The organism is Sphingobium fuliginis, assembly GCF_015074805.1.
Lineage (GTDB): Bacteria > Pseudomonadota > Alphaproteobacteria > Sphingomonadales > Sphingomonadaceae > Sphingobium > Sphingobium fuliginis.
Genome location: NZ_CP060036.1, coordinates 563,799 through 582,653, shown reverse-complemented (window position 1 = coordinate 582,653; position 18,855 = coordinate 563,799). Strand labels below are relative to the sequence as shown.

The following is an 18,855-nucleotide window of genomic DNA, read 5'->3' as shown; positions in this document are numbered from 1 at the left end:
CGCGCGGGCCTCCTGAAGACCGGCACGGTCCTATCCGTGCCGGTCTTTTTCATGGCGGAACAGCGGCCGCAGCAATGCGACCGCTGAGGCGATCCGTTTTCCCGTCTCCTGTTCGGAGCATTGCAGCAGACCGTCATGGCCGCCGGTCACGAGCGCGCCGAATTGCCGCGCCAGCAAAGCCGGATCATGGCTGGCAAGTCGCCCCTCCCGCGCCAGCCCCTCCAGCCAGACGACGAGCGGCGCGGCCACGTCGCGGCTCTCGAGCAATATCTGCTCCGCCAGTTCGGGAAATCGAGGCGCTTCGAAAATGACCAGGCGAAGGAAGCGGTCGGCGGCAGGGTCGGCGGTCGCTTCGGCAATCGCGACGGCAAAATCGGCCAGCACATCGTCCGGCTCACGCCCCTCTGTCGCGACCGCCGCGAAACGATAGGCCGGGACGCGGCAGGCATAGCTGCATATCGCACGGAACAACGTCGGCTTGTCGGGGTAGCGGGCGTAGAGCGTCGTCTTGCTGATGCGGGCGCGGCGCGCCACCTCCGCCATCGTTACGCCGGCAAAGCCATGCTGTTCGAACAGTGCCGCAGCGACCTCCATGACGGCCTGCTCGCGCGCCTGGGTCTCGTCCGCCGTGGGACGCCCCCGCCGCCGTCGGGCCTGGTGCCCAATCATCATATTCCTGATCCCCTTCCCGCTTGCGCGGGCTGCTTTTTAATTGGACACATAGGTTCAATTAAATCAAGGCGAAGGGGCAAGGCAATGGCGGATACGCTCAAGGTGGGGATCATCAGCGCCAACTGGAGCCTCAAGGTCCACGGCGCGGCCTGGCGGCGGATCGAGGGCGTGGAAGTCGCCGCCATCTGCACCTCTCGCCAGGAAACGGCGGAAAGGGCGGCGCGGGAATATGACATTCCCAAAGCCTATTGGAACCATGAGGAGATGTCGGCCGATCCGGACCTGCACATCATCGATGTCGGCACACGGCCATCCTTCCGTTTTCCTATGGTCATGGCGGCGCTGAAGAACGGCAAGCATGTCTATGACGCCCTGCCCTTCGCGGTCAGCCTTTCCGATGCCGAAGCGATGCGCGACGCGCAGCGGGCCGCTGGCGTCGTCGGCGTCGTGGACGCGCAATTCCGCTGGTCGCCGCATGCGCAGAAGATGAAGCGCATGATCGATGAAGGCTTCATCGGCCGCCCGCTGGGCTTCAATGTCCAGCTCATGCTGCCGCTGATCGTCGCCAACGACAAGGCCTATGCCTATTGCGCCTATTCGGAACATACCGACCCCTATTATTGGCTGGCGGAAAAGAGCAGCGGCGGCAGCGCGTGGCGGAATTTCGCCACCCATTCGCTGCTGTTCCTGACGCATCTGATCGGCCCGGTGGCGGAGGCGACCGGCATGTTGACGACCGGCGTGCCCGAATGGTTCCTGCCCAATGGCGAAGTGCTCCGGCCGGAGACGCACGATCTGGGCAGCGCGGTGCTGCGCATGGAGAATGGCGCCATCGGCAGCCTGCAGGCGGGCTGGTGCGTGCCCGACACCGAAGGCTGGCGGGTGGAGGTCTGGGGCGACAGGGGCCGGCTGCTGCTGGTCGACGACAGCTTCGGCAATTTCCCCTCGGCAAAGCTCTATGCCGGCGATGCGCGGTTGTTGACCTATGGCCAGCGCACCTGCGAAGAGGTGACGGTGGACGACTATTATGCCGTTCCCGGCGTCGCGGGCGCCACGGCGGAGCCTCGTCCCTTCGCCGCGATGGACTGGATGTTCCGGCATATGGTCGATGCCATCCGCAACGGGACGGAAGGATCGCCCAGCTTCACCGAGGCGGCAGCCGTGCATCGGGTGGTCGAGGCGGTCGAGCGCGCCAATGCTGAGAGGCGCTGGATCGCCATGATGGACATGGGCTGAACCGGCGCGATCCAATAAACGAAACGATCCGCCTGCCCGGCCAGGGGATATTTGCAGGGAGAGAAGCATATGCTGAGAGTGCATAAGCGCATTGATGTCACTACGGCCGCCCCAAAATTGGGAGACGGGATCGAAATGGCCGTCACGCTGACATTGCCCGATCCGTCCGCGATGCCGGACCGGCCCGTCGCGATCTTCGCCTGTCCGGGCGGCGGATATTCGCGCCATTATTTCATGATGCGCTTCGAGGGTCATGAAGGCTATGACGAGGCGGAATGGCAAGCGCGGCACGGCCTGATCCATGTCGCCATTGACCATGTGGGCGTCGGGGAAAGCAGCATCCCGGACCTCTCCAGCATCGATTTCCAGACGATGGCGGCGACCCATGACGCCTGCGTACGGCAGGTTGCCGCTTCCCTGCGCGACGGCACGGCGGCGGAGGGTTTTCCCGGCTTGCCGTCGCTCTTTCTGGTGGGCATGGGGCAGTCCATGGGCGGCGGTGTCAGCATATTGACGCAGGGCCGCTTCGCCACCTTCGACGCGATTGCGCCTTTCGGCGTCAGCGCGATCCACACCGCCTTGCCCCAGCGCGACAAGGCCGCTTTCGAACATGGCATGCGCCGCTTCGACAAGGTGGCGAGTGGGGAAGTCACAAGCCATCTGGACCACGACCATGAGGGGGTCGATTATGTCTACCCCTTCCACTGGGAAGATGTGCCCGCCGACATATTGGAAGAGGATATGAAGGGCGGATACCCGATCCGGCAGACCGCTCCGATATTCGGCAGCCTCACCATCCCGCATTGCGCGGTGCGGATGATGCTGCCCGGCGTCTTCGCGGAAGATGCGGCGCGTGTCGCGGTGCCGGTGCTGGTCGGGGATGGCGAGCGGGATACCTGCCCCGAGCCTTATCGCGAGCCGTCGGCCTATTCCACTTCCCGCGACGTCTCCCTCTTCATCGTGCCGCGCATGGCGCACATGCACAATTTCGCTTCCACCCGCGCCATATTGTGGCAGCGCCTCAATGACTGGTCGCGCATGGTCGCCGCTGCGGAAGACGGCCTGCACTGAAACATGCGATAGGCCCCGGCATCCCCCTGCGCCGGGGATGCCGGAAGAATATCCTACCAGCGCCTGCGCATCTGGAGCCCCAGATTGCGCTTGCGCAGGGCAGCCTCCCGCTCGTCCGGCGTCACCTTCGGCGTGTCGGCGGGCAGGTGGCTGGCGATTTCGGAAAGCGGCACTTTCCTGATCGTCGGCATCGGATAGCTGTCCGCGCCATGCCAGCGCCCCACCAGCATGCCCCGCCTGTGACCGCCGCTGTCGAGCCAATTGGCGACGCCCGGGTCTTCCAACGCGATCACGGCGCGGAACTTGCCGTCGCGGTCCAGCTTCGCCTGCATCGCGTTCAGGCTGCTCTGGCGATAGCCGAACTCTATCTGGTTCCAGAGTTCGTCGTTAAGCTGCACATTCCAATATTTGCAGTTCTCCGGCAATTCCGTCTCGATGATCAGCGCCTCGCCCGGCTGATAGTCATAGATGCACCGGAAATATTTTTGCGGCCATTCGCCGCTGTTTCCCAGATCTTCGAAGCCCGACAATTCCATGACGTTCAGGCCAAGATCATGGATGACCTTGTTCTGATAGCCGATGCAGATGCGCGAGAAACGCTCGACGAAACCGCCCATGATCGCGTCGAGCCGCGCCGCGATCTGTTCCTGCGTCAGACGGGGTTTCAGCGGCGGTTTGTCCAGCCGTTCGATGGCGAAGCGCGCATCCACGTCGACGCCCCAGTCATAGGCGAACTGGCGGATCATGATGTCGCCCGCCTGAGGATCGAGATAACGCCAGTCGCCAGTCCAGTCCTTTGGCCTTTCCGCGCTGAATATCACCTCGAAATAGCCGTCCTTGCCCAGCGTCAGGCCATCGGCATCATAATTGTTGAAGCCGGGTTTGGGGTCTTGCGTGCCGAACATGCCGCCGCCGACGGCGAAACCCATCACCTTGTTGGTGCCGCGATAGCCGCTGATCTTGTAGACGCCGTCGCCGCTGACCGGCGCGATATGATAAATGGCGTCAGGATTGGGTTGCAGCAGGAAGATGCTGTTTTCGAACGGCATCCAGTCGGGATGTTCAGGCGTGGACTGGAAATACCAGACATAGGATTGCGCGATGTTCATCACCAGTTGGCGATAAAGCTCGGCGCGGATCTGGCCATCCTCGGGAAAGCCGGTCATGGCGTTGAGCGCCCCTGCCGGTTTCAACAGGTCGGCATAGGCGCTCCAGTCCCTGAGCGCGGCGGCAGGCGCGGCGCTGCTGTTCATGGCCGCGCCCGATGCGGATGCCGGCAGCAGGCCGCCGACCGTTGTGCAGAGCGCGGCGCCCAGAAGGCCTCGGCGTGACAGTGCAAAGTCCTTCGCGTCCTCATCCGGCACTCTCCTTCTCCATATCGTCATTTCCTCGGGCGGCCGGGCGCCGCCCGACGGGCTGATGTCAGCTTCCGTGCCTGCGTCCGCCCGACACTTCGATCCCGCGCCCGGTGATCATCGATGCCTCATCGCTCGACAGGAAGAGCACCGCATTGGCGATTTCGCGGGGATCGACCGCGCGGCGGATCACCTGATTCTCGCCCGCAATCTCCGCCTGCTCCTCGGCGGTGAACATGGATGCGATCTGCGGCGTCGCGGTCAACCCCGGAAGCACGCTGTTCACGCGGATATTGTCGTCCGCATAGGCGCAGCTCGCATGATGGCTGAGATGGATGACCCCCGCCTTGGCCGCGGCATAGGAACAGGGCGCGGACGGCGTGTAGAGCCGCGCCGCCATGGACGCGGTATTGACGATGGTGCCGCCACCATTGGCCTTCATCATCGGGATTTCATATTTCATCGCCAGGAAGGTGCTGGTCAGCGAAATGCTGATCGTCCAGTTCCAATCCTCCAGGCTCATCTCCTCGATGCTGCCGGGGCGCGACATGCCGATATTGTTGAAGGCGTGGGCGATAGGACCATGCGCCTCGTTGGCGGCGGCGATCGCGGCCTTCACCGACGCCTCGTCCGTGGCGTCGGTGGCGACGAACAGGGCGGTGCCGCCCTTGGCCCGGATGGCGTCGCGCACGGCTTCGCCCCTGGCCGGGTCCAGTTCGGCAATCGCCACCTTCGCGCCTTCCTCGGCAAAGGCATGCGCCGTCGCTTCACCGATGCCCGATCCGGCGCCGGTGATGAAAACCGATCGCCCCTCGAAACGCCGCCTGTCGCCCATCCTGAATCTCCTGCCGATTGTTTATCCGTCAATGTGCCGGCCGGTCGGTCAGGCGGTCGATGTCCTGCCCGTCCATGTCCGCCCAGAAACGCGCCCAACTGTCGAAATCCTGGGGAAGATCAGGCGGATTGTCATGCCCGGCCCAACCGGTGAAGGGGGCCGCCGGTCGTTCCTGCCAATCGGCCGAATACCAGTGCTTTTCCCGTCGCCGGACGAAAAACCACTCGCCATCCCGCCGTTCATAGCTGTCGAAATAGGCGATCGCCATGACCACCCATTTGCCCTGGTCCTCATGCTCGGCGCGGCAATAGACCACGCCATGCGCATGATCGGCATCGTCAAATTCGACCCGGTGCCCGCAAATCTGGTGGACGGACCGATAGAAAGTCCTGACCGCGGGCGTGATGATGGATTTGAGCACATCGCGCCCGCTGCCGCGCGCCCCACAATAGACATCAGGGATGAACAGATCGACCCAGGCGTCCATATCCCGGCTGTCCACCGCAATCGCGTAACGGATCGGAAGCTGCTGGATCGCCGCCAGCGATTCCAGCCGGTCGATCCGCGCCTCCAGTTCGTTCATGCCAGCCGCTCCAGATTGGCGGGGTCGAATGGCAGGAAGGGTTCGTCCCGCTTCGCCTTGCCGAACCAGTCCGGGTCGTTGAGGATCGCCCGGCCGACACCGACCAGATCGAACTCGCCCTTTTCGAACCGTTCGATCAGCAGCGGCAGATTGTTCACCGACTGCTGGCTGTCGTCGATATGCCTGGCCTTGCCCTTGGCCTTGTCCAGCGCGACGCCGCCCACGGTCATGGACGCCTTGCCGGTCAGCTTCTTCGCCCAGCCCGCCAGATTGAGCGGCGATCCGTCGAAAATCGGCGTGTCGAAATAGCGCTGGCTGGCATCGAACAGGTCGACCCCCGCATCGGCCAGCGGCCCGAGCAACGCGCCAAGGCCATCCGGCGTATCCGCCAGCATGGCGCGGTAATCCTGCATCTTGAATTGGGAAAAGCGCAGCACGATCGGCATATCCTCGCCAATCTCCGCCCGGATCGCCTTCACCACCGCCACGCCGAAGGCGGCGCGTTCGCCCCATCGGTCTTCGCGCCGGTTGGTATAGTCCCACAGGAAGCTGTCGATCAGATAGCCATGCGCGCCATGGATGGCGATGCCGTCCACGCCCAGCGCCACCGCATTGCGCGCCGCCTGGCGGTAGGCGGCGATGATGTCGGCAATATCGCTTTCGCTCATCGGCGGCACAGGCGCCAAGCTCTCCACCCGTCCCTCCTCGCGGAAGGAGATGATGCCGTCCGGCGGACCCCAGATGCCCGACGGCCGCATCGGATTGCCGGTGCCGGTGCCGGCATATTCGACATTCCACATCGGCCCCTGATGCCAGAGCTGGGGAATGATCCGCCCGCCCGCATCATGCACGACATCGACCAGCTTGCGCCAGCCGGCCAGGGCCTCGACCCCGTCGATGCGCGGTATGTCCGGATGATCGGCCGCCGCATAATGGGGCAACGCAACTCCCTCGGTCAGGATCGCGCCCAGGCCCGTTGCGGCGCGGCGGCCATAATAGCTCGCCACGTCATCGGTCGGCACGCCCAGCGGCGAGCGGTAACGGGTCATTGGCGCCATCACCACCCGGTTCGGCAGGGTCAGGCCACGCAGAGTTAGAGGGCTGAGCAGAGGATCGATCAGGCTCATCATTCCCCCCTGAACAGGGGTTTGCGCTTCTCGATGAAGGCGGCCCGCTTTTCGGCGGTGTCGGCGGTCGACTGACTCATGAAGATGGCGCGGTTCTCCATTTCGATCGCCGCTTCCAGGCTGGGCGCGTCGGCGTTGAACTGGAGCGAGCTTTTGGTGAGGGCGATGCCGATCGGGCTGTTGACCATCACCGCCTCCGCCAGCTTGAGCGCCTCCTCCATCAGCGCATCGTCGTCGACGCAGCGCAGGATGAGGCCGATCCGTTCGGCTTCCTCGGCCATCACGGCGCGGCCCGTCAACACCAGCTCGGCGGCGCGCTGCAATCCGACCAGGCGCGGCAGCAGGTAGGAAAAGCCCATTTCATGGCCCGTCCCCGCATTGTGGAAGGCGTTGACGAACTTGGCGGAGCGCGCCGCGATAGTCATGTCGGCGGCGATTGCGATCGGATAGCCTGCGCCCGCCGTCACGCCGTTCACCGCGCAGATCACAGGCTGCGGCAGGGCGCGCATCAGCAGCGGAATCTGGCCCAGCTTGGCCATGACGCGCTGCTGGAACTGCGCCCTGCCCAACCCTTCGGCCACCCAATCGGGCTTGCCCGCGCCGCGAATGTCATGACCCGCGCAGAAGCCGCGCCCCGCGCCCGTCAGCAGAACGACCCGCACGTCATGATCATAGCGCACGGCCTCCAGATGGCCGATCAGTTCGGCATACATGGCATAGGTCAGTGAATTGAGCGCATCGGGCCGGTTCAGCGTCAGTCGGCAGACGCCCTCTACCGGCATGTCGCGCAAGATGTCGCCCATCTGGCTCCCGTCCTTTTCTTTCATTCCGCGTGGCTGTGGACCATAGTCGACCAAAAGACGGGGGTCGCGGAACCCCTGACAGCCTTCCGCGCAGAGCATATCATGGTTGTGAACAGGCGTGCCCCGATCTTGTCATCATGCCTGCCGATGGCATGGGAAAAGGGTATTTCAGCAAGGTGATCCATGGCCAGACTGCCCCTTGAAAAGATCCGCGTGCTTGACCTGACCCGCGTGCTGGCGGGGCCGTTCGGATCGCAGGTGCTGGCTGACATGGGCGCCGACGTGATCAAGATCGAACGGCCGGTCGTGGGCGACGACGCCCGCATCTTCGGGGAGCCTTATCTGCGCGATGCGGAAGGCAGGCCGACGCGGGAAAACGCCTTCTACATGTCGGTCAACCGCAACAAGCGGTCGGTCGCGCTCAACATCGCCAGCGCCAGGGGGCAGGAACTGGTCCGCGAACTGGTCAAGTCCTGCGACGTGGTGATGGAGAATTACAAGGTCGGCGATCTCAAGCGCTACGGTCTCGACTATGAAAGCCTGAAGGCCGTCAATCCCCGCATCATCTATTGCTCGGTCACCGGCTATGGCCAGGACGGCCCGCTGGCGACCAAGCCCGGCTATGACGCGGTGTTTCAGGGCGAATGCGGCCTGATGAGCGTGACCGGCGTGCCGGAGGGCAAGCCGGGCGCCGGACCGATGAAGGTCGGCCCCAGCATCATCGACCTGTTCACCGGGCTGAACGTCGCCAATGCCATATTGGCCGCCCTCTATCATCGCGACGCGGCGGGCGGCGAGGGTCAGTATATCGACATCGCCCTGCTCGATTGCGGCGTGTCGGCGCTGTCCCATTATGCGCAAATCTACCTGACGTCAGGCGAAGTGCCGGTCCGGCGGGGCACGCAGGGCAATGGCGGCATGCCGACCAGCATGTTCCCGTGCAGCGACGGCGCGATCATGATCACGTCGGGCAACGACAAGCAATATATCGCGCTGTGCGACGCGGTCGGCCATCCTGAATTGAAGAACGATCCGCGCTTCTATACCAATGTCGAGCGGGTGAAGAATCGCGACGAGATCACCGAGGTGTTCAACGCGATCTTCCAGACGAACAGCGTCGATTACTGGCTGGAGAAGCTCGGGGCCGCCGGCATCCCCAGCGGGCCGATCAACGATCTGGAGCAGGTGTTCGCCTATCCGCAGGCGTTGCATCGGGGCCTGCGCGTGCGCGCTCCGCATCCGCTGAAGCCCGATCTGGACGTGATCCGCAGCCCGCTGAACTTCTCGGAAACGCCGATCACCGACTATCGCGCCCCGCCGATGCTGGGGGAACATACGCGCGACGTGCTGGCGCAGGAACTGGGGCTGGACGCGGCGGCGCTTGACGGGCTGGCCGAAGACGGGATCATCTGAAACAGATCGCGCGCGGGCCCATTTTTGAACGGGCCCCCCGCCCAGATCCCTCAGATGCAAATCCGTCAGATATAGCCGCGCCGGGCGCGATAGGCGGCGAAGCGTTCCTCCAGCCCTTCCCGCGTCAGGCCGAAATCCTCCGGCCTGTGCTTGGGCCCCTTGCTCGGCTTGTGAGGATGCGCGTCCAGCCAGGCTTGCATCGCGCCCTCCGTCTCGGCCGTCAGCGTCAGGCCTAGCTTGTCGTAGATGGAGCGGATTGACGCCATCTGATCGCGGGTGAAGTCGCGGAACTCGACGTCGATGAACGTCGCGTCGCTCTTTTCGCGCACCGACTCGGCGCGTTCCAATGCCTGCGCCCACATCTCCGCCTCGCGCCGCCCGACATCGGCGCGATCCGCCTTGTCGCCGCAAAAGGCCCGGCGCGCCGAGAAGATGAGATTGCTGACCGATGGCGTCGAATCCACCGGGTCGCGATGGGTCTGGATGATCTTCGCATCGGGAAAGACGTTCAGCACCTCCTGCAAGGAAAAGAGGTCCGTCGGGTTCTTGAGCAGCCAGCGGCGATCGTCCCCCGCGCCGATCAGACGCAGCACATCGGCCAGCCAGCGATAGCTGTCGGTGTCGTCGCGCCCGCGATACCAGCGGTCATAGCGGGGGGCGTCCCACATGGACGGCCACATGTTGCTGGCAAAGCTGGCGCCCAGGATGAACAGGGATTCCTCAATCCCCTCTGCCGTCATCATATGGTCGTCGGCCGATTCCGGCGACGCCGCCAGATAGGCGTCCAGCGACGCCTTCTCCGTCCGATATTCGGCAATACCGTCCCACGTCTCCCGCGGCGGGCGCGGCATGGGATAGACGGTCAGCCAATGTTCCGGCCCCTGGAACTGAGGGTCCAGCGACATCAGCAGGTGCAGCGCCGTCGTGCCCGAACGGACGAGACCGGCGATGATGATCGGCTCCCGGATCGGCTGCTCCAGCGCCTCCGGCCGTTCCCTCAACCCCTTGACCGCCAGGGCGCGGGTATCGAGCGACTGGCCGATGCGCCATGCGGTCGCCTGCACGCACGCGGGATCAAGGTCGAGCGCGCGGATGTCGGACAGCAGCAGGCCCAGCCCCTCGCGAAAGCCGGCGTCGCCAAAATCGTCAAGGCCCGTGCGCGCCGTCGAGGCAGCCAGCAGGGCGTCGAGGGTCAATATCCGCTGGTCCTGGACAATGGTTTCTGTGTTCATCAGGCCGCGCTCCACGGATCGACATGAATCTTGGTTTCGTTGGCCCCGGCGCGCAGTTGCTCGAACAGGTCGGGGAAGGCGTCCAGGCCGACCGTCCGCGACACCATCAGGCGCGGCTCGACGTGTCCGGCGTCCAGCGCATTGGCGCTATGTTCGAATTCCCTGAGATCATAGGCGAACGAGAATTTGATCGTGACCTGCTTCCATGTGGCGAGCGAAGGCAGGATCGGGTCGGGCGAGGTGCAGAAACCCAGCGAGACGACCGTTCCGCCGGGCGCGACCAGTTCGACCGCTTTCTGCGTCATGCCGACCGCGCCGACGCATTCCAGCACGATGTCGGGCATGCCGCCCAGCGCGGCCGAAACGCGTTCCGCTTCGCCTTCGCCCAGCGCCTCGAAGCTGTTCGCGCCCATCTGCAGCGCAAGATCGGCGCGCCGTGACGAACGGGAAATGGCCACGATCTTCCCCGCCCCCAGCAACCGCGCCCAATAGATGGCAGCGAGGCCGATGGACCCAGCGCCCAGCACCGCGACCTTCGCGCCCGGCGGCATCTGCGCGAGCCGTATGCCGCGCAGACCCACGGCGAGAGGCTCGATCAGAGCACCGTCAGCAGGCGTCAGCGTGTCGGGCAGCACGATAGAACTCGTCGCCGCGATCCGCATATATTCGCTAAAGCCGCCGACAAGACCCTGCATCTGCGCGCAAGCCATGGGATAACCGGCCAGGCAGGGGGCGCAGCGGCCGCAGCCCGCCACCGGCATGGCGGTGACGAACTGACCGACCTTGAGATTGTCTACGCCTTTGCCCAGTGCGACGACTTCCCCGCAATATTCATGGCCGATCACGCTGTCGACGGGGAAATCATTGCCATGGCCGGAGGTCATGTGGAGGTCCGTGCCGCATACGCCGCAGCGCGTGACCTTGATGACCGCTTCGCCCTCGCCGGGCTGGGGATCGTCTATGGTCTCCACGACCAGCGGTGTGCCCGCGCCCTTGAATAACGCTGCCCTCATCTCTCTCCTCCTTCTCCTACCGTGCCATTAAAGCTACTATTCAGTACCTAAAATGACAAAGCGGCGGCACTGGACCGGTCGGCCTGCGGCCGAACCTGCCCGTAGCGGCAAGAGGTGTGAAGATCGGCGGTGAGTGATCGCAAACATGATGTCCGGAACGGCCGGCGGCATAAGCGCTTTCCGATCGCGCCAAGCCGGTTCAAAGGGTATCACCATGGTCCATGTCACCTTCATCACCCCTGCCGGGATCGCGACCACGCTGGACGGCGATGTCGGCCAGTCGGTGATGGACATCGGCAAGCGGGCGGGCGTCGAGAATATCATCGGGGAATGCGGCGGCAGCGCCGCCTGCGCGACCTGCCATGTTCATGTCGATCCCGCGTGGATCGATCGGGTCGGTCCTCCATCCGCCGACGAATGGGACATGCTCGACTTCGCCCATGGCAAGCGGGCGGATTCGCGCCTTTCCTGTCAGATCCGTCTGCGCGCGGCGCTGGATGGCCTTATCGTGCATACGCCGGAACGGCAGGGCTGAGGCGCAACGGCGCGCCCGGCAAGAAACGTCAACCCAGCGTCCTGAGCGCGGCGATGGCCGCCGCCTCCCCATCGATGTCCCGCAGCTTCGGCATCAGCTCCGCCTCGACAAGGCCGCCCCAGCCGATTGTCCGCAGCGCCGCCATGATCGGCGCAAAGTCGATCACGCCCGCACCGGGTTGAACGCGGCCTGGCATGTCAGCGATCTGCACAGCGGCGAGAATATCCGCCTGCGCCACAATCGCCGCCGCCATGTCCTCGCCGGCGCAATGGCAATGGCAGCTATCGAGGATCAGCCCCACGCCTGCCGACCGGGCGATAGCGCCGATGTCGGCCAGGCGCTCGACCAGGGCCAGGGGTACACGCTCCCGGCTGACCATCTCCACCGCCAGCGCCACGCCCCGCTCCGCCGCCAGCTTCGTGGCGGCAGCGAAATTCTCCGTCGCCCGCGCTAGCTGTTCCGCCAACGGTGCGCCGCAATCCAGCAGGACCGCGTTGATGCAGCCACCGCCCACATGCTCCGCTGCCGTGAGGCTGGACGCCATGGCCGCTTCCATATCGGTGATCGGCGCGCCCCAGAAGAAGGGCGGCTCCATCCCCAGAACATTATGGGTGAAGCTGCCCATCTCCATCCCATGATCCCGCAACGCCACACCCATGCGCCGCTGAACCTCCGGCGTGCGGGCTTTCAGACCATTGTCGGTGATGCCGGCAAAGCCCAGCCGAGCGGCGCAATTTATCTGAGCGACCGGATCGACCGAGCCGGCCGTTGCGGCCAGCAACGGCGCGTCGGGATCGGCTATGCCAAGATGCGCCGCATACCGCATGAGCTGCGCCGTCAGCTTCCGGCCCAGCGCTCAAGCGCGGCATCCGCATCCGTACCCAGGGGCGGGTTTACATCGCCAATCCTGCCCGGCGTCTCCGATAGGCGCGGCGCGGGCGCGGCCAATGCCAGATCGCCCAACGCTTCATCCGCCACATGGATCAGGCTCCCGCGAGCGCGCATATGAGGATCGGCCAGCATATCGTCCAGGCTGTTGACCGGCGTCACCGGAATACGCCGGGCGACGAGCTGCTCCACCAGCGCAGCCTGCGGCACGGTGGCGATCCAGGCGGCGACGCAGGCATCCTGGTCGTCCCCCTGCCCGCCCGCCAGCGCCAGCAGATCGGCGGCATGCCGAGCGGTGCTGGCGGAGATAGCGACGTATCTTTCGTCGGAGGTTCGATAGACGTTGCGCAGTACGCCGGGCAGTCGCGACCCGCAACGTTCGGGCGAGCGGCCGGGCTCCCATCTTTGCGCCGCATGGGCGACGATCTGCAATATCGGTTCGTAGAGGCTGGCGTCCACCTGTTGCCCCCGTCCGCTACGGTCGCGCCAATAAAGGGCAGAGAGCGTGCCGATCACCGCGCTCATCGCGCCCACGGCGTCACCCAAGGCTACGGAAGGGAGCATCGGCGGACCGTCTTCCGTCCCCGTCAGGAAGGTCAGGCCGCCAAAGCCTTCACCGATCGTGCCCGATCCCGGCCGGCCCCGATAAGGACCGGTGGCGCCGAAGCAGGACACGGAAAGCATGACAAGCCGGGGATTGACCGCCGACAGGACTTTCCAGCCGATGCCCCGCCTCTCCAGCACGGCGGCGGGATAATTTTCCACCAGCACGTCGGCTTGCGCCGCCAGCGCCTTGAGCCGGTCGATCCCCTCTTCCGAACGCAAGTCCAGCGCCAGGCAACGCTTCCCCCGCGCGACCAGCGGCCACATCTTGCTGTCGCGGAACAGGTCGCCCTCCGGCGGCTCGATCTTCAGCACATCGGCGCCGAAATCGGCCATGATCGTCGCCGCAAGCGGCGCGGCATAGAGCGACGCCATGTCGATGACCTTCAGCCCCGCCAGCGCGCCGGGCGGGATGGCGCCTTTCCCCGGTTCCTCCATCCGTCAATATGCTCCCGTTTCCCGCGCTTCGCCGGCCAGGAAACTTTCCCGCAGCCTGCGCTTCAAGATCTTTCCCGTTTCCTCGCGCGGCAAGCTGGCGCCGACGACCAGATGACGCGGAATCTTGTAGCCCGCGATGCGCCCGCGCAGGAACGCTGTCACCTCATCGGGGATCAGCGCCTCGTCGCTCTGGAGATACGCGACCAGCACTTCACCATATTCGGAGTCCGGCACGCCGAAGACAGCGCAATCGGATACCGCGGGATGCTCCAGCAAGGCAGCCTCCACCTCTGCCGGATAGATGTTGACCCCGCCGGACAACACCATGTCCGCGCGCCGGTCGCACAGAAACAGATAGCCTTCTTCGTCCAGCCAGCCCATGTCGCCGCAGGTAATAAGGCCGTCATATTCGACGGCGGCGCGCTTTTCCGGATCGCCGTGAAAAGTGAAATCGGGCGTGCCGTGGATGCGCAGGTAGACGTCGCCCGTCCGCCCCGCCTCTGTCCATTGGCCGTCTTCGCCACGAATACGGACTTCACCAGTCAGGACAGGTCGGCCGACGCTGCCGGGTCGAGCCAGCCATTCCCGAGGACTGATCTTCGTGACGACGCCGGTTTCGGTCGATCCATAGGTTTCATACAGGACCGGCCCCCACCAGTTCAGCATCGCCCTTTTTACTTCCGGCGCGCAGGGCGCGCCCGAATGGACGACGTGACGAAGGGTGGAGAGATCATATCGGCCCTTCACCTCTTCGGGGAGGCGCAGCAGCCTGACGAAAAGCGTGGGCACCAGCGCGCCATGGGTCACATGATGCTGCTCGATGAGCCGCAGGCAATCCTCCGGATCGAAGCGCTCCATCACCACCACCGTGCCCCCGGCGGCGAAAGTCGCCATCAGGATCGCCTGGCTGAAGAGATGATAGAGCGGTCCCGTCACCAGCGCGACATTGCCGGGCGCCGTGTCATGGATGACCGCCAGCACACGGGCGCGCTGCGCCGATTCCTCGCCTGTCGCGGGCAGGCGCCTGACCGCCTTGGGCTTGCCCGTGGTGCCCGACGTGTAGACCATGGAGGAACCGAGACCGTTGCCATGGCCCTCATGGGGTTCATGGGCAGCGATCCAGTCGTCATAATCCGGCTGCTCGCCCGAACCGCCGACGGCGATCACGCGCAGGCCTTTGGGAATATGGGCGCCCAGCCCGTCCAGCAGGTCGGCATGGCCGATCAGCAGCCGGGGCGTCGCGTCGCGCAGCACATAGCCGATCTCCGTCGGGTGCCAGTGCCAGTTGATCGGCACGCCATAGGCGTCGAGCCTGCGCACGGCCAGATTGGCTTCCAGCACGGCAAAGTCGTTGCGCAGCAACAGCGCCACCGCATCGCCCGCGCCGACGCCTGCCGCCGCCATCGCGCTCGCCAGCCGCGCCGCCCGGTCGAGCAGTTCGGCGCGTCCGCGAATGCGATCGCCGACGATCACATCGCCGCTCATGCCGTCTCGACGGGCCGGGTCACGGTGAGGCAGGTGCCCCAGCTATGCAGCATCGCGGCGTGCAGGCCGCCTTCCCCTCCCGCGACCATGACCAGCACATCATCGGGCGTCGGCACCAGATGCACGCGCCCGTCGGGCTTGATCCGACCCAAATTGCCGATGGGATCGCGATATTCGGGTCGGAACCAGTCGATCGGCAATGCGCATCTGTCCCAGATATAGGCCTGCACATCCTCGATCCTGGGATAGGCCTTCGCAATCACCTCCGCCCAGATCGGGTTGATGACGCACAAAGTCTCCGCAAAGGCCGAGGACGGCAGGAAGCCGTTTGCGCCCGGATAGGCCATGGATTTGGCGATCATGTCGAGGAAACCGTCGGCACTGTTCGCCACCACGTCGCAGATATTGGCCGTGCCCATCGCGCCGTAAACGGTGACGGCATCGCCTCCTACGCCGCGACGTTCAGCCAGCGGCGCCCAGGGAGAGCGCTCCTCCCATTCGCCAAAGACGATGCCGGCGACACGCCCCGGTGTGCCATAGACGCTTTGCGACGTCGAACCGATCGACTGGCCCGCCACATTGCGCATGATCAGACGGATCGCCCGGCCGATGGCCACCGCTCGACCGGCCACTCCGCCCAGGCAACCGGCCTGACAGGGAATGTCCAGCCGGTTGCGGATCGACCCGTTCACGATCATGGCGGGCACCACCGACCCGGTCGTGGCATTGAGGCCGGCCAGGTCGAACCTGGGGTCCGCCATCGCTTCTATCGCCGCGCACAGCAGCGGCATCGCGTCGCCCGTGCAGCCGGCCATAACCGCGTTGATCGCGATCTTCTCCACCGTGCATTCGGCGCGCAGCGGCGGCAGCACGGCGATCAACTCGTCCGGAAAGCGTCCGCCCGCGATCAGGAAGTCCTGCACCCGCTGCTGCGTCGGCGGGATCAGCGGCAGTCCGTCACCCCAGCCCTGAGCCATGGCGAAATCGTTGAAGGCGACGATGTCATCCTCGACCTCATGCCGCCGACTGCTCAGCCAGTCTGCTTCGCACCCCGAAATTCCGCAGGAACGATCGATAGTGGTTTCGTGCAATGTCATGGACCTGTTCTTTTGGAAGAATGTCGAGAGGATAGGGAAGGATGTGAAAGCGCAGGCCCGACCGGCCGCCCCGTTTCGCCAGATTATGGGCCAGCCCTTCGAAATGCGCGGTCGCCACCGCGATGGTCGGGATGCCGGCGGCTGCCGCGGTCAGTGCGTCCGCGATGGTCCAACTGGTGCAGGACCCGCAATTGCCCAGTCCGACGATGGCCATGTCGCTTTGCGCCAGTAGCGCGCCATAGTCGCGTTCGGCTTGCTCGCCCTCCCGGCCCGTGCGGCCGCAACTGCGCCAGAAGGTCACCTCGGCGCCTTCGGCCCGCAAGCCTTCGGCCCAGATCTCGCTGACCCAGTCCCAGCTACGCCACAGCATATCGATGCGGATGGCGATCTTCTTGCCCCTCAGGACGCCGGCATCCGGACCCGGCTCAGCCAGATCGTGCACCAGCGATGCAGTGGGATCGAGAATGATGGTCATGTCGTTACCTCCACCATCTTTTTGCATGTTGCATGCAAATTGTCAAATTGGGCATTTCAGAAGCGGTATTTTGGCTCCTCAATGCCCCGAACGCCCGTTTCGATCGCGAAGAGGCCACCGGCATGCCTGCCCAGGGGCTGATCGCCGGGAAGATGGCGGTGAGCGGCGGACGTCAGATAAAGCGTGGCCAGTTCCGGCCCGCCAAAGGCCACCTTGGTCGGTTGCAGAACCGGCACAGCAATCTCCCGGTCCAGCCGTCCGTCCGGCATATAGCGCGCCACCGCGCCCTTCATCAGCAGGCAGACCCAATAGCCGCCCTCCGCATCCACTTCCGCCCCGTCGAAAATCCCGTCGCCGCGATCCCGCTCCGTGAAGACACGGCGGTTGGACGGCGTGCCGGTCACGATGTCATAGTCGAAGGCATAGACCCGCCCGGCGGGGGAATCCGCCAGATACATGATCCGCCCGTCGGGACTGAAGGCCATGCCGTTGCTGCACGTGATGTCTCCGATCACCTCGGCCAACCCGCCGCCGTCCAGCCGATAGACGGCGGCGCGGCCGGCCACCCCGGTCTGGAAATAGGAAAGGTCGACCGAACCGATCAGATAGCGACCCTGCCGGTCGCACCGGCCGTCATTGAAACGGTGGGTTTCGACGGGATAGGGCGGCGGCGCGGCGACCGGCGCCAACGTGCCGCTGGCCCGGTCGAAATCGAACAGGCCGGTACGCAGCGCCACGACAATCGGCTCGCCCGCGCCGCGCAGCGCAAAGCTGCTGACATGGGCGGGCATCTGCCAGCTTTCATTGCTCCCGCAGGCCGGATCGAAGGCATTGAGCCGGTGCGCCTCCTGATCCACCCAGAACAGCTTCCGCTCCGCCACCGACCAGACCGGGGTTTCGCCCGATTCCGCCCTGATGTCCAGCACGCAGCGCGCCGGGGCGTTACCCTCCTGCATCTTCTTCTCCTTCATCCGGCGCCTGTCAGCTCATGGTGGTTATGCCGAACCCGCTTCCGTTGATGGCTGCGGCCTTTCTGCCAGGCAGCCATATCCTGTCGTTTCACCGCTTCAGAACAGGCCGGCCTTGCCGCCAGTCCAGGGAATGCGCGCAAAATAGCGCTCGGTCTGCGCCCAGAGCGTGGGAATCATGGTGGGTTTGCTCATGTCACGAATCAGGTCGATATTGGCGGCTATGCTTTCAGGGGTGATCGCCGGATCGAACGATCCGTCATTGTCGAAGATCGCCAGCCGCGCGACGCGCCCACCCCCGACGTTGAAGACTTCTCCGCCGAAGTCCAACTGCTCGCTACTGAGATAGGCGATCAGCGCCGACACCTTTTCCGGCTGGAAATGGGTGCGATACCAGCGCGCCAGATCTTCGTGCGACGTTTCCGTAAGGCGGGAGGCGCCCGTGGGGAAGATGCCGTTCACCAATATATTATGCGGCCGCCCGTCAAAGGCCGCATCATGGGTCAGCCCCAGCAGCCCGGCCTTGCCCGCTGCATAGGGCCCCAGATGTCCCGCGCCCAGAACCGCCGACGACATGACGTTGACGATGCGTCCGAAACCCTGACCGCGCATCAGCGGCCAGACCCGACGCAGCAGCATATAGGGACCGATGAAATTGGTCCGCAGCACGCCCTCTATCTCTTCATCGGTGAAGGCATCGGGATCACCGATCAGCGATCCGCCGGCATTATTGATCAGAATGTCGACCCGGCCGAAGGCGTCCAGCGCATGTTCGACGATGAGCCGGGCGGACTCGCCGGTGCCGACCATCTCGCCGTCCGCTTCCGCCTCACCTCCCGCAGCGCGGATTTCATCCACAACCGCTTGGGCATGGGAAATGGTGCCGGGCGTCAATGTGGACTGCGCGCCGCCATAGTCGTTGACGATCACCCTCGCCCCCCGCGCGGCGAGCAGAAGGGCATGAGCCCGGCCCATGCCCCGCCCCGCCCCCGTGACGATCGCGACCCGCCCGTCCAACCGAATCAT

The 18,855-nt window shown here is 64.9% G+C and carries 19 protein-coding genes; 4 read left to right on the top strand and 15 right to left on the bottom strand.

Features of this window, described 5'->3' with window-relative positions:
• Window positions 1-30 precede the first annotated feature (30 nt).
• Window positions 31-672 carry a TetR/AcrR family transcriptional regulator gene (locus H5V43_RS18810; RefSeq protein ID WP_025552037.1) on the bottom strand — a complete coding sequence of 214 codons (642 nt, stop codon included), beginning with the start codon at window positions 670-672 and terminating at the stop codon, window positions 31-33.
• Between the two features lie 84 nt (window positions 673-756).
• Between H5V43_RS18810 and H5V43_RS18805 the strand changes: the two genes are divergently transcribed.
• Both H5V43_RS18805 and H5V43_RS18800 read left to right on the top strand, forming a co-directional pair.
• Window positions 757-1,908, top strand: a complete 1,152-nt coding sequence (locus tag H5V43_RS18805; protein ID WP_025552039.1) for a Gfo/Idh/MocA family protein — start codon at window positions 757-759, stop codon at window positions 1,906-1,908.
• 69 nt (window positions 1,909-1,977) lie between these two features.
• Window positions 1,978-2,979, top strand: coding sequence for an alpha/beta fold hydrolase (locus H5V43_RS18800; protein WP_025552041.1), 1,002 nt, complete (start codon window positions 1,978-1,980; stop codon window positions 2,977-2,979).
• A 53-nt stretch (window positions 2,980-3,032) separates the two neighbouring features.
• On the opposite strand, the gene H5V43_RS18795 is transcribed toward H5V43_RS18800, so the two are convergent.
• Genes H5V43_RS18795 through H5V43_RS18775 form a run of 5 tightly spaced genes read right to left on the bottom strand, consistent with a single transcriptional unit; the run spans window position 3,033 to window position 7,682 of the window.
• Complete coding sequence (locus H5V43_RS18795) at window positions 3,033-4,343, bottom strand: DUF1214 domain-containing protein (RefSeq protein ID WP_229742576.1); 1,311 nt, start codon at window positions 4,341-4,343, stop codon at window positions 3,033-3,035.
• 58 nt (window positions 4,344-4,401) lie between these two features.
• Window positions 4,402-5,169, bottom strand: a complete 768-nt coding sequence (locus H5V43_RS18790; RefSeq protein ID WP_044660677.1) for an SDR family NAD(P)-dependent oxidoreductase — start codon at window positions 5,167-5,169, stop codon at window positions 4,402-4,404.
• A gap of 28 nt (window positions 5,170-5,197) precedes the next feature.
• Window positions 5,198-5,752, bottom strand: coding sequence for a nuclear transport factor 2 family protein (locus tag H5V43_RS18785; RefSeq protein WP_025548373.1), 555 nt, complete (start codon window positions 5,750-5,752; stop codon window positions 5,198-5,200).
• Window positions 5,749-6,879 (bottom strand): NADH:flavin oxidoreductase, encoded by a 1,131-nt coding sequence (locus H5V43_RS18780; RefSeq protein ID WP_025548375.1) that lies wholly within the window; start codon window positions 6,877-6,879, stop codon window positions 5,749-5,751. The genes H5V43_RS18785 and H5V43_RS18780 overlap by 4 nt, the downstream gene beginning before the upstream one ends.
• Window positions 6,879-7,682: an enoyl-CoA hydratase/isomerase family protein gene (locus tag H5V43_RS18775; protein ID WP_025548377.1), complete on the bottom strand. Its 804-nt coding sequence runs from the start codon at window positions 7,680-7,682 to the stop codon at window positions 6,879-6,881. Before H5V43_RS18775 ends, H5V43_RS18780 begins: the two co-directional genes overlap by 1 nt.
• 183 nt (window positions 7,683-7,865) lie before the next feature.
• Here H5V43_RS18775 and H5V43_RS18770 point away from each other — a divergent pair, with 183 nt between their 5' ends.
• Window positions 7,866-9,095 carry a CaiB/BaiF CoA transferase family protein gene (locus H5V43_RS18770; protein ID WP_025548378.1) on the top strand — a complete coding sequence of 410 codons (1,230 nt, stop codon included), beginning with the start codon at window positions 7,866-7,868 and terminating at the stop codon, window positions 9,093-9,095.
• 65 nt (window positions 9,096-9,160) lie between these two features.
• On the opposite strand, the gene H5V43_RS18765 is transcribed toward H5V43_RS18770, so the two are convergent.
• Window positions 9,161-10,327 carry a sulfotransferase family protein gene (locus H5V43_RS18765; RefSeq protein WP_025548379.1) on the bottom strand — a complete coding sequence of 389 codons (1,167 nt, stop codon included), beginning with the start codon at window positions 10,325-10,327 and terminating at the stop codon, window positions 9,161-9,163.
• Complete coding sequence (locus tag H5V43_RS18760; RefSeq protein WP_025548381.1) at window positions 10,327-11,340, bottom strand: alcohol dehydrogenase catalytic domain-containing protein; 1,014 nt, start codon at window positions 11,338-11,340, stop codon at window positions 10,327-10,329. The genes H5V43_RS18765 and H5V43_RS18760 overlap by 1 nt, the downstream gene beginning before the upstream one ends.
• A gap of 214 nt (window positions 11,341-11,554) precedes the next feature.
• Between H5V43_RS18760 and H5V43_RS18755 the strand changes: the two genes are divergently transcribed.
• A complete protein-coding gene (locus H5V43_RS18755) occupies window positions 11,555-11,875 on the top strand; it encodes a 2Fe-2S iron-sulfur cluster-binding protein (protein WP_044662881.1) in 321 nt (106 codons plus the stop codon).
• Window positions 11,876-11,903: 28 nt separating this feature from the next.
• Here the strand turns inward: H5V43_RS18755 and H5V43_RS18750 are convergent, their stop codons facing one another.
• The 7 genes from H5V43_RS18750 to H5V43_RS18720 form a co-directional block, all read right to left on the bottom strand.
• Window positions 11,904-12,701, bottom strand: coding sequence for a sugar phosphate isomerase/epimerase family protein (locus H5V43_RS18750; protein ID WP_025548384.1), 798 nt, complete (start codon window positions 12,699-12,701; stop codon window positions 11,904-11,906).
• Window positions 12,702-12,712: 11 nt separating this feature from the next.
• A complete protein-coding gene (locus tag H5V43_RS18745; RefSeq protein WP_025548385.1) occupies window positions 12,713-13,804 on the bottom strand; it encodes a CaiB/BaiF CoA transferase family protein in 1,092 nt (363 codons plus the stop codon).
• A gap of 3 nt (window positions 13,805-13,807) precedes the next feature.
• A complete protein-coding gene (locus H5V43_RS18740) occupies window positions 13,808-15,289 on the bottom strand; it encodes an AMP-binding protein (protein WP_025548387.1) in 1,482 nt (493 codons plus the stop codon).
• On the bottom strand, window positions 15,286-16,386 hold the full coding sequence (locus tag H5V43_RS18735) for a hypothetical protein (protein WP_226870233.1): 1,101 nt from the start codon (window positions 16,384-16,386) through the stop codon (window positions 15,286-15,288). The genes H5V43_RS18740 and H5V43_RS18735 overlap by 4 nt, the downstream gene beginning before the upstream one ends.
• On the bottom strand, window positions 16,304-16,861 hold the full coding sequence (locus H5V43_RS18730) for a UGSC family (seleno)protein (protein ID WP_025548390.1): 558 nt from the start codon (window positions 16,859-16,861) through the stop codon (window positions 16,304-16,306). Before H5V43_RS18730 ends, H5V43_RS18735 begins: the two co-directional genes overlap by 83 nt.
• Before the next feature lie 56 nt (window positions 16,862-16,917).
• Entirely contained in the window at window positions 16,918-17,817 is a 900-nt protein-coding gene (locus H5V43_RS18725) for an SMP-30/gluconolactonase/LRE family protein (RefSeq protein ID WP_037482046.1), read from the bottom strand.
• 111 nt (window positions 17,818-17,928) lie between these two features.
• The gene (locus H5V43_RS18720) at window positions 17,929-18,855 is read right to left on the bottom strand and encodes an SDR family NAD(P)-dependent oxidoreductase (protein WP_025548394.1); all 927 of its coding nucleotides are present in this window, start codon (window positions 18,853-18,855) and stop codon (window positions 17,929-17,931) included.